This window comes from Glaciimonas sp. Gout2, assembly GCF_035018905.1.
GTDB lineage: Bacteria > Pseudomonadota > Gammaproteobacteria > Burkholderiales > Burkholderiaceae_D > Glaciimonas.
The window spans coordinates 50,069-67,140 of the sequence record NZ_JASJXA010000005.1; the positions used below are offsets into that span (position 1 = coordinate 50,069).

Here is a 17,072-nt window from a genome sequence, read left to right on the forward strand (position 1 = left end):
ACAACCGCGAGGTTTGACGGTTATTGACGAATGAAATGACGAGAAGAAAAGACGGTAAGAAATGAGAAATGCGACAGGCGTTGAGCGCCATCTTCCGTATTGGCAAGCAAAATTAGGGGATGCCGACGCGCAATTAGTATTGCCTTATGACCGGCCGCGGCGTTTTCCGCGTTCGCATCAGGTTGTGCGCCATCCTTTTGCGCTGACCGATCTGTTAACTAGTCGGTTGCGTCATTGCCAGCGAGATGGGCGACACAGCCTGGAAGGTACATTTTTATCCGCATTTGCTGCGCTGCTGCATCGATATAGCGGCGAGTCGGCGTTGCGGGTGGCGGTGTCGGGCGCGGAAGATGCATATTTGTCATTAATTCAGCCACTAGGACGGCAGCCGGTATCATCATTATTGGCCGATGTTGACGCAGCATTAAACGATGCGCGGGCGCATCCGTTGCCATTATCGTTGCTCGCTTTACAGCAAAAAAAATGCTTTGCAGATGGGTTGGATGGTGATGAAGACTTGTGTCGGGTCGCTGCTTTTCACCATCCTTTCGGCGAGGAAATGTGGTATTCGAACAACGCGCCACAACTTGAGGGTGCGCCTTTTTTTGACCTAACGCTTGTCACCGAGGAAAGCGCAGATGGCGTGTTAAGCGGTGCGTTCGTGTACGCGGCAGAGTTGTTTTTGCCGTCAACGATTACCCGATTGACCGGCCATTATCTGGCGTTGTTGGAGCAAGTTGCCCAAAATCCGAGTATTACCCTTAATCAATTGGCATTGTTAAGCGATGCAGAACAAGCGCAAATTACGCGCTGGAATGCGGCAGCAGATCAAACAGTTGAAAAACTATTTGTGCCCATCCATACGGCGTTGACTGCGCAAGCCGAGATGTACGGAGACCGCATTGCCCTATGCCATGGCGTAACGACTGTGAGTTGCGATGAATTGAATATTCGCTCAAATAGGCTGGCGCATCGTCTGATCGCCAGCGGGGTAAAAGCCGAGGCACGGGTCGGTGTCAGCATCGAACGTTCTGCCGAGATGATCATCGCGTTGCTGGCGATTCTCAAAGCCGGTGGCGCGTTTGTGCCGCTTGATCCGCGTTATCCGGCTGCACGTTTGTCCTACATGCTCAGTGATGCTGGTGTGCAACATCTGGTCACGCAGCGCGGATTATCGACTGTAGCAATCACGCCCGACTCGATGACCACCTTGTACGTGGAGGACGTGCAAAATGAGGATTCCACGGAATATGATCATCCGCCCGCCGTGTTCATTCATCCGTCGCAAAGCGCCTATTTAATTTATACCTCCGGTTCGACCGGTCAACCGAAAGGGGTCACGGTCGAACACGGACCGCTGGCACGGCATTGTCAGGCCATCGGTGAACGTTATCAGATGAGTGTCGAAGATCGGGTCTTGCATTTTGCCTCGATCAACTTTGATCTGGCGCATGAGTACTGGCTGATGCCGTTACTGTTTGGCGCACGCCTGGTGATTACCGACAACGTGTTATGGAGTCCGGCTGAGACCTGCGCACAACTGGCGCATCACGGCGTGACCGTGGCTGCGTTTCCACCGAGTTATCTGGTGCAACTGGCCGAAGCGGCGCAAGCACGTCAGGATAAGCTGGCTTTGCGGGTACTTGCCTTTGGCGGTGAAGCGCTCTCGCGTGAACACTTCGAACTGGTGCGCACCGTGTTTGCCCCTGCGACCCTGATCAATGGCTACGGTCCGACCGAAACCGTGATTTCGCCGATGCTCTGGATCACGCAACCGGATACCGATCCTGCCGAATGGCAACATAACGCCTATCTACCGATAGGCACGCCGGTCGGTGCACGCTCGGCGTATGTGCTGGATGCGGCGCTCAATGCGCTGCCGGTCGGTGTCGCAGGCGAACTCTATCTGGGCGGCGCGGAACTGGCGCGTGGGTATCACGCGCGCGCAGGGATGACCGCCGAGCGGTTTATCCCTGATCCATTCTGCGCTGGCGGTCGACTGTATCGTACCGGCGACCGCGCCCGTTGGCGCAGCGACGGCAGTGTGGATTATTTGGGGCGATTGGATCATCAGGTTAAATTGCGTGGTGTGCGCATCGAACCGGGCGAAATTGAGGCGCAATTGCTAGCATGTTTTGGTGTGCGGGAAGCGGCGGTATTGGTTCACGGCGAAGGGGGCGATGGGCAACTGGTGGCGTATCTGGTGGCAGAACAAGGCAGTGTGGCACTGGACCGGACGCTACTGAAAGAGCAGCTTCAGCAACGCTTGCCGGATTACATGGTACCTGCCCAATTCATGCTGCTGGACCGCTTGCCGGTGACGGCCAACGGTAAGCTGGATCGTCGCGCGTTACCTGCGCCAACGTGGAAAGGTCGCGCTTATCGTGCGCCGGAAAGCGTTGTTGAGATCAGTCTGGGCGCGATCTGGGCCGAGGTATTAAAACTGGATCGCGTCGGCCTTGATGATCATTTCTTTGAACTGGGCGGGCATTCATTGTTGGCGACTCAAGCGACTGCGCTCATACGCGAACGACTGTTAATTGATATGTCGTTAGCTGATTTTTTTGAACATCCTACCCTTACGCAGTGCGCCGCACATCTGTCCCGACATGTTGGCGCGGCGCGATTGACTGAAGCGGACGATTTGTCCGATATGGACGCGTTGTTGCAAGCCTTGGAGAACTAATTTTATGTCATTTGATAAAGTCGATATTGCGCGCCGTTTTATCGCGCTACCAGTTGCCGCACGCAGTAAATTTTTGCAAGCCCTCGCAGCTAAAGGCATTGATTTTTCTCGTCTTCCTATCGTACCAGCGCCGACGGAGGGTATGTTGCCGCTCTCGTTTGCACAACAGCGTTTATGGTTTCTCGATCAAATGGAGCCGGGTAACACTGCCTATCATATCCCCGCGATGCTGCGCTTGAACGGACGACTGGATCGGGCGGCATTGCAAGCTAGTCTTAATGCTTTGGTTGCGCGCCATGTGGCCTTGCGCACAACGTTTGGCAACACCGCAGTGGGCGACGCGCAGCCCGAGCAAATAATCCACTCTCCATCAGCAGTCATTATTACGGAGTCAGATTTTTCAGCACTTGCTCCATCGGAGCGGATCGTCGAGATGAATCGCGTAGCTAAAGAAGAGACATTAAGGCCATTTAATTTGACAGCAGGACCGCTATTACGCGTGCGACTGATTCGTCTTTCCGATGGCGAGCATCGTTTGCTATTCATTCAGCATCACATCATTTCCGATGGCTGGTCGGTGGAGTTGCTGCTGCGAGAATTCGCGGTCTGTTACCGCGCCTTTTGCGCAGGAGAAAATCCTGTTTTGCCAGCGTTGACGGTGCAATATCCCGACTATGCAATATGGCAGCGGCACTGGCTGGAAGCCGGTGAGCGCGAACGTCAACTGGATTGGTGGCGCGCTACGCTCGGTACTGAGCATCCGGTGCTGACGTTGCCATCCGACCGGCCACGTCCAGCTACGCGTAATTTACACGGCGCACGCCATTCCTTTGCGATAGGCGAGGCGCTGTCGGTCGACTTGCATTTGCTCGCACAGCGCAGTGGCGCGACCCTTTTTATGGTGTTGCTTGCAGCGTTCCAATTGTTGCTGTCGCGTCTGAGTGGTCAGTCTGAGATTCGTGTTGGCGTGTCAACGGCTGGACGTACGCGGCGCGAAATCGAAGGCGTGGTCGGCTTCTTTGTGAATACCCAGGTTTTAGGTACAACAGTCGATGGTGGGCAGCGGTTTGATGATTTTTTGGCGCAGGTAAAGAGCGCCACGCTGGGCGCACAGGCGCATCAGGATTTGCCATTTGATGTGCTGGTGGATGCATTGAAGGTAGAGCGCAGTCTGAGCCACAATCCTTTGGTGCAGGTGAAATTTACCCAGCAGATTGCGTTGCCAGAGGCCATCGCCTTGCCGGGATTGACGGTGCAATTGCTGCCGTTACCGGATCATGCGGCGCGTTTTGATCTGTCGCTGGATGTGACGGATGGCGTGCAAGGCGTTGAGGCGACATTCAGCTACGCGACCGATATGTTCGATGCGGCACGCGTGCTGGGGTTTGCTGAGGCTTACGTCCATTTGTTGAGCGAGATCGTCGCCACGCCAGCATCTCATTTGGCGACGCTGGGATTGCCGACCGATGCAGCCGATTTTTCTTTACAAGGCGAGCGGCTCGATACACAAGATTTTAATATTATGGATGCGTGGGCGCACAGCGTAGCGGTTAACCCGGATGCACGGGCTTTGCAATATCAGGTTCAACAAAAGATCGGTCAGCAAACAAGCGACCAGCACACAAGCGAAGGCATCAGCTTTTCTGAATTGGATGCAGCGTCTAACCGTCTGGCGCATTATTTGATAAGCCAGATAACGGTCCATGGAGCCGAGTTGCGCGTGGCAGTATGCGCAGCGCGCTCACCTGAACTGGTACTCGGTTTGCTGGCGGTATTGAAGGCCGGTGGGGCGTACCTTCCCATTGATCCGACTTTGCCAACCGAACGGATCGCCTTTTTGCTGGCAGACGCCGGCGTGCAGTGCGTGCTCGGCGATACCGACGGTACTATTGCCGCGGGCGCAACTGGGGCGAGTGTCATTTCTCTCAGCGCCGACGCGGTATGGTCGACATTTGATGCGACGCCATTAACCTATCGTCCAGACCCGCTTGCCGCTGCTTATTTGATCTATACCTCCGGTTCTACCGGTCGTCCGAAAGGCGTCATAGTTACCCACGGTGCGTTGGCCGATTACGTGTGCGGGATGCTTTCTCGTTTAACGTTGTTGCTGGGGGAAAGCATGGCGATGATATCGACGGTCGCTGCCGATCTTGGTCATACCGTGCTGTTTGGCGCACTGTGTTCAGGACGATTGTTGCATCTGATTTCAACGGATTGTGTGGCCGATCCCGACCGCTTTGCCGCTTACATGGCTACGCATCAGGTTGGCGTGTTAAAGATTGTGCCGGGTCATCTGCAAGGCCTGTTGCAAGCGGCTACATCAGCTGATGTTTTGCCACGCCATGCGCTGATTCTGGGTGGCGAAGCGTTGTCCTCGAGTTTATGCGAGACGGTGCATCGATTGCGGCCGACTTGCCGCGTGATTAATCATTATGGTCCGACTGAAACGACTGTTGGTATTCTGACGCAAGAAGTGTCATTCGAACAGGCGGCCAGACCGGCGGCGTCCATCAATGTCCCCATCGGCGTTCCGTTGCCAAATGCCGAGGCTTTGGTGCTCGACGTTAATCTTAATCCTGTTCCGTTGGGTTCAGTCGGTGAACTTTATCTCGGTGGCGCGGGACTGGCGCGTGGTTATCTGGGTCGTGCAGACTTGACCGCAGAACGCTTTGTACCGCATCCATTCGCCGATGGCGCACGGCTTTATCGATCCGGCGACCGGGTCCGTTTATTGGCGAGCGGTGTAATTGAGTTTCTTGGTCGTATCGATGATCAGGTCAAAATTCGTGGGTATCGGATCGAGCTGTCGGAAGTCGCAGAGGCGTTGCGCTCACTGCCAGATGTCGCTGCTGCCGAAGTGATTATCACGGTGATTAACGATGATGAAAGTCGGCATCAGTTGATTGGCTATCTGGTGGTCGATGAAGGCAAGGTGCTGGATATTGTTGCAATCAGAAATCTACTGGCACAACGTCTTCCGGACTACATGGTTCCGGCGCATCTGGTCATATTGGAGCGCATGCCGTTGACGGCTAACGGTAAGTTTGATCGCAAAGCGCTGCCGAAAATAAACCCTCAGAATAGTTCTGAAACGTCAGCCATGTCCACGGCCGAAGGTATGCTGGCAGCGATCTGGAAGGCAGTATTAAACATTGAAGAAGTCGGATTAAATGATAATTTTTTTGCGCTTGGTGGCGATTCGATTCTGAGCTTGCAGATCATCGCTCGCGCACGAAAGCAAGGCATACGGTTAACCCCTAAGCAGCTATTCGAACATCAGACAATCGGAAGACTCGCTGCGCAGATACAGTTGTCAGCGCCGCCACCGCCGTCACCATTGATGAGTGATAACGAACAAGCCCTGATTGCTATCTGGAAGACAGTTCTTGGGATTGATCAGGTGCGACTGGATGATAATTTCTTCGCGCTGGGCGGCGATTCTATTCTCAGTTTGCAGATCATTGCAAGGGCGCGAAAACAGGGCCTGAAATTGACACCGAAGCAGTTGTTTGCAAATCAAACTGTGGCGACGTTGGCACACGCAGCTTTGCCGCTGGTGGCGATCGCTGCGGCGCCTGTGTCCCTGGCTGAGGCCGCTCCAGTTGCGGGTCGAAGTTTGCTGCTGACGCCGGTACAAGAACATTTTTTCACACTGAACATCGCAAACGCCAATCACTGGAATCAGGCGCTACGTTTTAATGTGAGTGAAGTGCTCAATCCAAATCTGTTTAATAAGGCGTTAAAAGCGGTCCTTGCGCTGCATGCTTCCTTGCGTTGTGCCTATGAACGCACAGCAGATGGCAAATGGCGCGCAAAATTAGTATCGGATGGTGTGATGGATGACGCGCTATGGTTGCGTCATTTTACCGATGACGCGCAGCTTGAATCTCTCTGCGATCAAGTCAATAAGAGTCTGGATATCCATGCCGGACAACTGTTTCGGTCGATGCTTGCCGAGCATTCCGACGGTACACAAACAGTGTTTATGGCGATTCATCACTTGGCTGTGGATGGCGTGTCCTGGCGTATTCTGCTAGAAGATATTAATGTCGCTTACCGACAACTGGTTGCCGGTGAGTCGGTTCGACTGACTCCGCCGGAAACCTCCGGCGCCGAATGGGCCGAGCGCCTGACCGATTATGCGCAGGGTAAAGAATTGGCGGCCGAGTTGCCCTACTGGCTGGCGCTGGCCGATTGTTCTCGTATTGCATTGCCGCAAGATAAGGTCAATGGCGCAAGCCGCGTGGCCGATGGCGCGCAGAGCGTGGTGACACTTAACCGCGAACTGACGCGCAAGCTATTAAAGGATGCGCCAGCCGCTTATCGGACACAGGTGAATGATCTTTTATTGACCGCGCTTGGTCGGGTGTTGTGTTGCTTTACCGGCGCGCCCGAGGTGTTAGTTGAGCTGGAAGGGCATGGGCGTGAAGCGCTATTTGATGACGTGGATTTGTCGCGGTCTGTGGGATGGTTTTCTAGTCACTTTCCGGTGCGCTTGATGGCAGAAGGTGATGCTGACGCCGCAATTCGTTCGGTCAAAGAAACATTGCGCAATGTGCCAAATAAAGGAATCGGTTTTGGACTGCTAAAAAGCCTGTCAAGCCCCGACGACCGCGCACAAATCGCGGCACTGCCAAAGCCGCGTGTCACCTTCAATTATCTTGGACAGTTTGACTCCGGCGCTGTGCAAGACGCGCTGCTTCGGCCGGTATTTGGCAAATCGGGAATGGAGCGCGACGGTAGTGGGCCCTTAACCAACTGGCTGGCAATTCATGGACAGGTTTCGGATGGTGAACTGGCTCTTACGTGGGTCTTCAGCCGAGAGATGTTCGATGCCGCGACGATTGATCGTTTAGCCGAGGATTATCGCGTCGAACTGATTGCATTGATTGAACACTGTTGCCTGCCAGCATCGGGCGGTATCACGGTGTCTGACTTTCCGTTAGCTGCTTTGACACCGAGCGAGTTGAAACACCTTCCCGGATTAGCGCGAGAAATCGACGACATTTATCCGGCGACACCGTTGCAACAAGGGCTGTTATTCCACGCATTGTTAGCCCCGGAAGAATTGGCTTACGTGAATCAGTTATCCATGACCCTGACGGATCCAGATGCTGACCGACTGGCCGCGGCGTGGCAGTCGGCGGTAGATAACCACGCTATTTTACGAACGGGATTCTGGCATGATGGTATTGAGAAGCCGCAACAGGTAGTGCACCGCACCGCGCGTTTGGTGATGGATCGCTATGACTGGCGAACAGATAACGCGGATCAAAAGGCGGCGCTGGCCGGTTTAAGCGAGCGCGAGCGTCAGCAACCGTTCGATCTGGCGCGTCCTCCGCTGATGCGACTGGCTTTGGTGCGGTTGACCGACAGCCAGTATCGGTTAATCTGGACCCGCCACCATTTATTACTGGATGGTTGGAGTACAGCGCAATTATGGGCAGAAGTGGTGCGTCACTACGCTGGTTCGCCAGTACAAGGCGCAGGGCGATCCAACTATCGGGATTATATCGCTTACTTAGCGGGACAAGATATCGCCGCCACCCGCGAGTTTTGGCAAAGCCGTTTTGTTACGCTCGATGAGCCGACGCGTTTGGCTGGCGCTTTTTCTGCTAAAGCTTCTGGCCTCGGTTACGGCACGTTATCACTTGATTGGAGCGCTACCGATACCACACGTTTACAACAGTTTGCACGTGAAACCCGGATTACATTTAATACGCTCATTCAAGGCGCGTGGAGTTTGTTGCTGCAACGTTACACCGGTAAGTCTACGGTCGCTTTTGGCGTAACTGTCGCCGGTCGTCCGGCTGAATTGGTTGATGTAGATCGGGTCCTTGGTTTGTTCATTAATACGCTGCCGTTGGTTGTTACGCCGTCCGCAGCCGTATCGGTGGAGGATTGGTTAGCTGCTTTACAGGCCGATAATCTGGTGATGCGTGAACATCAGCACACGCCTTTGTTTGACATTCAGCGATGGGCGGGATGGGCGGGACAAGCATTGTTCGATAGTCTGATCGTGTTCGAGAACTATCCCGTAGCGCGAGAGTGGACCGAGCAGGATGTTAATTCACGTTTTCCTTCGTTACGCTTTAGTGATTTGGTGAATGTCGAATCAACCAGCTATCCGCTCACCTTAGTGGTCAATAATGCGCAAACGCTGTCGGTCGAATATGGTTTTGATCGCACGATGTTTGGAGAGAATGAGATACGTCAGTTACATGCGCACTTTGTCGTGCTGCTGGATAATTTGATGCAAGATGCCAAGCGGCCTTTGGGCAGAGTGACCATGCCAACTTATGCCGAGCACAAACAATTAGTCGCATGGAATGCAACTGATACAGAATACGCTGACGCAACGCCGGTGCATCGTTTGTTCGAACAGCAGGCTGCATTGCAACCGGCGGCTATCGCGTTATTGTTTGGCGATGCAACGATGGATTATCGTGCGCTGGATCAACAGGCCAATCAACTGGCGCATCGATTAATTAGCTTGGGTGTGCGACCAGATGATCGCGTTGCCGTTTGCCTTGAGCGCTCGTTTGGATTGGTTGTTGCATTACTGGCGGTGCTGAAAGCGGGTGCGGCGTACGTGCCGATTGATCCGGATTATCCGGCTGAGCGGCGTACATATATGTTGGAGGATGCCGCGCCGACTTTGGTATTGACCCAGCATCAATGGAGCGAGGCACAAAGTGATGCCGAAGTTGCGATTATCGATGTACCGCAAATTGCGCAGACTGCTGCTCACCTGTTTTATGTCGATGTCGAGGATGTGTCGAACGAGCCGACCCAACGACCCGATGTGGACGTGCATGCAGAGCAACTGGCTTACCTGATTTATACCTCAGGATCGACCGGACAGCCCAAGGGGGTGGGCAACAGTCATGGCGCTTTGCGCAATCGTTTATCGTGGATGCAGGACTCCTATGGTTTGAATGCTACCGATACAGTGTTGCAAAAGACGCCTTTTAGCTTTGACGTATCAGTATGGGAATTTTTTTGGCCGCTCATGACCGGTGCGCGTCTTGCTATCGCGGCCCCGGGCGAACATCGCGATCCGGCCAAGCTGGTTGCGCGGATTGCGCAACATGCCGTCACGACCTTACATTTTGTGCCGTCGATGCTACAAGCTTTTGTGACGCACATTGCGCTGGAGAGTGGGCCGGTGTGTGTGTCGAACTGTGCGACTCTGCGGCGTATCGTTGCTAGTGGCGAAGCGCTATCGGCTGAACTGGCTGTGCGCACGCAAGAATATTTGCCGCACGCAACGTTGGTTAACTTGTATGGTCCAACCGAGGCATCCATCGATGTCACGCATCATCTTTGTGTGAGCGAACACGGTGCATCGGTCCCCATTGGACGTCCTATCGCGAATACGCAAATTCATATTCTGGATGATGCACTTAACCCGCTGCCGCCCGGTGTTGCTGGAGAACTCTATATCGGTGGCGTTGGATTGGCGCGCGGTTATCACGCACGTCCTGCGCTCACGGCAGAGCGTTTTGTACCAGATCCTTTTCGAATTGGTGCGCGCCTGTATCGGTCCGGCGACCTTGCGCGTTGGCGGGATGATGGGGTAATCGAGTATCTCGGTCGACTTGACCATCAGGTGAAGTTGCGGGGTTTGCGGATTGAATTGGGCGAAATTGAGGCGCTGTTGTTAATGCATTCTTCTGTGGCAGAAGCGGTAGTGGTGGCGCATGGCGGTGAGCAGTTGATTGGGTATGTCGTACGCCATGATGGCGTGCTCCGTGAGGAAGTAGTGTCGATCGCGCTTCTGGAATATCTGGGACAGCATCTGCCTGCATTTATGGTGCCAGCACAACTGGTGACGCTGGCAAAGATGCCGCTGACACCAAACGGTAAGTTAGACCGTAAAGCGCTACCGGATCCGATCTGGCAGAGTGTTGATGACGAAGCGCCGATCTCTGAAATCGAGCAACACATCGCCGCGATCTGGCGTGATGTGTTGGGTGTTAAGGCAATCGGGCGAGCTGATAATTTCTTTGGTCTGGGTGGACATTCGTTGTTGGCGACGCAAGTGATATCACGACTCAAGGCAGAGCTTCAGGTCAGCGTGCCGTTACGTCGCGTATTCGAAGCCGCGACACTGGCGGGTTTTGCCGAGGTGGTAGATCAGGCCCGGAATGGTGCATTGAATGATAGCAAGCTGGATGCACTGGATGCACTGTTTGGCGAAATGGAGGGACTATGAATCAGGACCGCTTACTGGCACTTGCACGCCGGTTCGCTGATCTCGCCCCGGCGCAGCGCTCGGTATTTTTGCAGCGGTTAGCGGATCAAAATATTGACTTTAGTCTGTTGCCAATTCCGCCCCGTACCCAGGCCGAAGCGGGCATCGCTTTACCGGCCTCTTTCGCACAGGCGCGGTTGTGGTTCTTGTGGCAAATGGACCCTGAAAGCCCGGCTTACAATATGGCCGGACGGCTACGACTCGTCGGCGAATTAAACGTGGCGGCGCTGACCGCCAGCGTACAGTCTTTGTTGGCTCGGCATGAGGGATTGCGCACCACGTTTTTAGCTGGATCTGACGGTGCAGCGCTACAAAAGGTGCATCCGGTAGCGTCGCTGGACCTGCGCCATGTCGATTTGCAGCACCTGTCTGAGATGGAACGGGAAAGCGCAGCCAAGGCTGAGGCCTTGCGTCCGTTTGATCTGGCAAGCGGGCCACTCTTGCGCGTGATGCTGATTCGATGCAATAGCAACACCCACTGTTTATTACTGACGGTTCACCATATTGTTTCCGATGGCTGGTCTGCTGAAGTGATGTTGCGTGAATTGGCTGAAGGCTATCGGCTTAATGTCAGTGTTGATTTTGACGTTGCTGTTGCAATAGCTTTACCCGAGAAATTATTCATTCAATATCCCGATTTTGCACTCTGGCAGCGGCGCTGGCTGGAAGCGGGAGAAGCCGAGCGTCAGCGTAATTGGTGGCGTAAGACTTTGGGAGATGATCATCCGGTGCTGGCTTTGCCAACAGATCGGCAACGTCCGGCAATCCCGTCGTCACAAGGTGCGCGCCAATTTTTTACGTTAACACCGCAGGTAACAGAGCAGTTACGGACGCTCGCCCGAGGGCAGGGTGTAACGTTATTCATGGTATTGCTTGCCAGCTTTAAAGCGCTTTTGTACCGCTATAGTGGGCAGGATGATATCCGCGTTGGCGTACCCGCTGCTGGACGAAACCGGATTGAAACCGAGGGATTGATTGGGTTTTTTATTAACACTTTAGTGGTGCGGTCTCGTCCATCGGGACAGAAAACGTTTGCGGAGTTGCTGTTGGAACTGAAGGACGCATTGCTGGGTGCTGAGGCGCATCAGGATTTGCCATTCGAGCAATTGGTCGAAGCGCTGCAGGATGTGCGTAGTACAAGCCATCATCCGTTATTCCAGGTAATGGCGAATCACCAGACTCGTGGTGCAACGCCGCAGTGGGATGGCTTGGTTGTCGATGAGGTGTCGGAAGGTAATCCAGTTGCCAAATTTGACCTAACGTTGACAACCGAGGAAAGCGCAGATGGCGTGTTAAGCGGTGCGTTCGTGTACGCGGCAGAGTTGTTTTTGCCGTCAACGATTACCCGATTGACCGGCCATTATTTGGGCTTGCTCGAGCAAGTCGCCCAAAGTCCGAGTATTACCCTTAATCAATTGGCATTGTTAAGCGATGCAGAACAAGCGCAAATTACGCGCTGGAATGCGGCAGCAGATCAAACAGTTGAAAAACTATTTGTGCCCATCCATACGGCGTTGACTGCGCAAGCCGAGATGTACGGAGACCGCATTGCCCTATGCCATGGCGTAACGACTGTGAGTTTCGATGAATTGAATGTTCGCTCAAATAGGCTGGCGCATCGTCTGATCGCCAGCGGGGTAAAAGCCGAGGTACGGGTCGGTGTCAGCATCGAACGTTCTGCCGAGATGATCATCGCGTTGCTGGCGATTCTCAAAGCCGGTGGCGCGTTTGTGCCGCTTGATCCGCGTTATCCGGCTGCACGTTTGTCCTACATGCTCAGTGATGCTGGTGTGCAACATCTGGTCACGCAGCGCGGATTATCGACGAGCGCAATCACGACCAAGACGATGACCACCTTGTACGTGGAGGACGTGCAAAATGAGGATTCCACGGAATATGATCATCCGCCCGCCGTGGTCATTCATCCGTCGCAAAGCGCCTATTTAATTTATACCTCCGGTTCGACCGGTCAGCCGAAAGGGGTCACGGTCGAACACGGACCGCTGGCACGGCATTGTCAGGCCATCGGTGAACGTTATCAGATGAGTGTCGAAGATCGGGTCTTGCATTTTGCCTCGATCAACTTTGATCTGGCGCATGAGTACTGGTTGATGCCGTTACTGTTTGGCGCACGCCTGGTGATTACCGACAACGTGTTATGGAGTCCGGCTGAGACCTGCGCACAACTGGCGCATCACGGCGTGACCGTGGCTGCGTTTCCACCGAGTTATCTGGTGCAACTGGCCGAAGCGGCGCAAGCACGTCAGGATAAGCTGGCTTTGCGGGTACTTGCCTTTGGCGGTGAAGCGCTCTCGCGTGAACACTTCGAACTGGTGCGCACCGTGTTTGCCCCCGCGACCCTGATCAATGGCTACGGTCCGACCGAAACCGTGATTTCGCCGATGCTCTGGATCACGCAACCGGATACCGATCCTGCCGAATGGCAACATAACGCCTATCTACCGATAGGCACGCCGGTCGGTGCACGCTCGGCGTATGTGCTGGATGCCGCGCTCAATGCGCTGCCGGTCGGTGTCGCAGGCGAACTCTATCTGGGCGGCGCGGAACTGGCGCGTGGGTATCACGCGCGCGCAGGGATGACCGCCGAGCGGTTTATCCCTGATCCATTCTGCGCTGGCGGTCGACTGTATCGTACCGGCGACCGCGCCCGTTGGCGCAGCGACGGCAGTGTGGATTATTTGGGGCGATTGGATCATCAGGTTAAATTGCGTGGTGTGCGCATCGAACCGGGCGAAATTGAGGCGCAATTGCTAGCATGTTTGGGTGTGCGGGAAGCGGCGGTATTGGTCCACGGCGACGGGGGCGATGGGCAACTGGTGGCTTATCTGGTGGCGGAAGAAAGCGGTGCACCATTGGATCGGACGTTACTGAAATCTCAGCTTCAGCAACGTTTGCCGGATTACATGGTACCGGCCCAATTCATGCTGCTGGACCGCTTGCCGGTGACGGCCAACGGCAAGCTGGATCGTCGCGCGTTACCTGCGCCAACGTGGAAAGGTCGCGCTTATCGTGCGCCGGAAAGCGTTGTTGAGATCAGTCTGGGCGCGATCTGGGCCGAGGTATTAAAACTGGATCGCGTCGGCCTTGATGATCATTTCTTTGAACTGGGCGGGCATTCATTGTTGGCGACTCAGATGTGCGCGCGCATTCAGCGTCGGCTGGGTTTGGTCGTGCCGCTCAGATACCTTTTTCAAACGCCAGTCTTAAGCGAATTTTCAGCGCGTGTAGCGACCGAATGCAGAAGTGCCGAGTTAGCGCTGATACCCAAGCGTCCTCCCGAAGCGTCGGTGCCTTTATCATTTGCGCAGCAAGGGTTGTGGTTGCTCTGGCTTGCTGATCCAGAAGATGCGGGCTACAACATTTATAGTGCGCTGCGATTCCGTGGTGCGCTTGACTACGATACATTGCAGGCCAGTTTTGATGCATTAGTCGCACGCCATGTGGTGCTACGGACCACGTTCATGCAAGGAAAAAATGATTCTGTGTTGCAGCGGATTCATCCGCCTGCGCCGGTTCAGATGACGCTGGTTGATCTCTCGCATTGGGCAGATGCTGAGCGCGAGACAGAAGCACAACGGTTAGCTGAAGTCGAATCTTTGCGGCCATTTCATTTAGAAAATGGACCACTATTGCGAGTGCAATTAATACAGATGGCGGCGGCTGATCATATCTTGCTGTTGTCGATCCATCACATTGTTGCTGACGGTTGGTCGATAGGGTTAATTTTCAATGAGTTGATGGCGCTTTATCGTGGTTTTCATGATCACCAAAGCATCGCACTGCCGCCAATGAAACTTGATTATGCTGACTACGCTTTTTGGCAACGGCTGCCAACCGTCGCCAATTCCGACGCTGCGACACGGGATGCGACTGACCGCGCTTATTGGCGGCAACAACTCAATGCTATAAAGCCGCTTAACTTACCACGCCCACAAAAGAGGGTGCAATTGCCCGGGATGCGTGGCGAGCAGCTTTTATTTACGTTGGAATCTAATCTGATTAGCCGTGCACGCGATGTGGCGCAACGCAACGGTGCGACTTTGTCGATGCTGTTACAGGCGACATTTCATGCCTTGTTATATCGGCATACCGGTCAGGCAGATCATTGCATCGGTATTCTTGCAGCCAATCGTGATCGTATCGACATTGAGCCGGTAGTCGGCCTGTTTCTTAACGCTCTGACGCTGCGCGCACAAATTGATCCGAAGCTCGGGTTTTCTAGCTTATTGGGCGCAGTGAAAGAAACACATTTAGCGGCACAAATGCACGTTGGTCTGCCTTTTTCCTCATTGGTAGAAGACTTATCGCCAGTTCGGGAGGCCGGTAGAAATCCATTATTTCAGGTTCTTTACAATTTTCTACGTCCTGATTTTGAGAGTCTTTCCGGTTTGCCGGGAATGCAGATTGATGACTTTCCCGTACCACGGCGGACGGTGGTTTTTGATCTCGAATTGGATGTCGTCGAGGATGTGCATGGCGCAGTGTGTGGGGCTTTTTCGTACGCAGTTGAACGGATCGATGCAACGTTTGTAACAGCGCTGCGGGATGATTATTCCACTTTGCTTGCCGCGCTGCTGGATGCGCCCGACTTGCCAATTGCCGGGATCGTAAAGCCCATCATGAATCCTGCGAACGGTCAAAAAATCACCCCCGTTATTGATGTCTCCATAGCGCCTATCGTTCTGCCTTTGTATCCCGAATGGGAATCCATATTGACACAAGTGTGGATTGAAACGCTGGGTGTCGCCGCAGTCGCGCGAGATGATAATTTTTTTGCTTTGGGGGGAAGTTCATTGCTTTGCCTCACAGTGTTGGCGCAATCAAATCGGTTTGGACTTGGACTTGGACTTAGTCTTGCCGATTTATTTCTTCATCAGACGATTGCACAACTTGCAGCGGCAAAGGGAGCATCGCTTCCGTGTGCTACCAAACCGCACACTCGCACTATTGTGCCGCGCCAAACATCTAAGGAAATGTCTTGAACAAAAACAACGCAACCATACCCCGCACTGCTGACTGTTTCGACATTGTTTTGAATGATGGGCCGCGTGTGAAAGTCTTACTTGACGGACAGGCGCTTGAAGTATGGCTTGACGATGCGCCTTCGTTGCGACTGTTGCTAGGCGGAACTGACAGTGCCACGCGCAGTGCAATGATTATTGGTTTGAATACCACGGATGCGGTGGGATTGCGGCTGGCAATACTTGGTGCGTTAAATTTTCTGTTCGCGACAGATGTAATGGTTGACACATTGAAGCTGGATTTCTCGGATTATCAGCAAGCCTTGTCGTCGCTGTTGCGAAGTGGTCTTGCCGTCGTTGATCTCAACGGGCAGGTTTTGTTCACACGAGACGCGTTTGTTCAGCAGCCGGATTTATGGCTTCAAGTTGAATCCAGTGCGGCGTATCCACTTGCTTATGTGATCAGCAACGGCAAACGTCATCCACGCCGTCCACCGAACAATCCAAAAACGGTTTATCGACGCTTTATTCCTTGGCTGAATCAATGGCTAACATTGCGTACTTTGGATCTTGATACCGATCTCGATAGTTTTCACGCCTGGATGAATAATCCGCGTGTGGCAAAATTTTGGGAAGAGGATGGTGCAATTGAAAAGCACCGTGCGTTTATCATCAACGCATTGGCTGATCCGCACGTACATCCGCTGATTGGTTGTCTGGACGATAAGCCCTTTGGCTATTTTGAAGTGTATTGGGCAAAAGAGGATCGTATTGCGCCCTTTTATAATGCGACAGATTATGACCGTGGCTTACATATGCTGGTTGGTGAGGAATGGGCGCGTGGTCCGCACTTCATTTCGGCATGGCTGAACTCGCTCGTACATTATGTGATGCTGGACGATCCACGTACGCAATTAATAGTGTGCGAACCCCGCGCCGACAACGTTCGCATGATCGACTATCTACGGCAAACCGGTTTCGCTTTTCATCGTGAGTTCGACTTTCCACATAAACGTGCCGCGTTGTTAATACTTGAACGCGAGGTATTCTCTCAAGGACCGTGGATAACGGACTGACTTGAGGTTGTTCACAGTAAGGCGTTAGCAGAGATTAATAGTAGTTCTGGGCAAGTCTTAGTGGGTGTTGA

General features: G+C 53.7%; 4 protein-coding genes. All 4 read left to right on the forward strand.

Annotated features, from left to right (window positions below):
• Positions 1–61: 61 nt before the first annotated feature.
• The 4 genes from QN379_RS05690 to QN379_RS05705 are packed head-to-tail and all read left to right on the forward strand — an operon-like array spanning position 62 to position 17,001.
• Entirely contained in the window at positions 62–2,686 is a 2,625-nt protein-coding gene (locus QN379_RS05690; protein ID WP_323506204.1) for an amino acid adenylation domain-containing protein, read from the forward strand.
• Between the two features lie 4 nt (positions 2,687–2,690).
• Entirely contained in the window at positions 2,691–10,904 is an 8,214-nt protein-coding gene (locus QN379_RS05695; RefSeq protein ID WP_323506205.1) for a non-ribosomal peptide synthetase, read from the forward strand.
• On the forward strand, positions 10,901–15,946 hold the full coding sequence (locus QN379_RS05700) for a non-ribosomal peptide synthetase (protein ID WP_323506206.1): 5,046 nt from the start codon (positions 10,901–10,903) through the stop codon (positions 15,944–15,946). The genes QN379_RS05695 and QN379_RS05700 overlap by 4 nt, the downstream gene beginning before the upstream one ends.
• Positions 15,943–17,001 carry a GNAT family N-acetyltransferase gene (locus tag QN379_RS05705; protein WP_323506207.1) on the forward strand — a complete coding sequence of 353 codons (1,059 nt, stop codon included), beginning with the start codon at positions 15,943–15,945 and terminating at the stop codon, positions 16,999–17,001. The genes QN379_RS05700 and QN379_RS05705 overlap by 4 nt, the downstream gene beginning before the upstream one ends.
• Positions 17,002–17,072 lie beyond the last annotated feature (71 nt).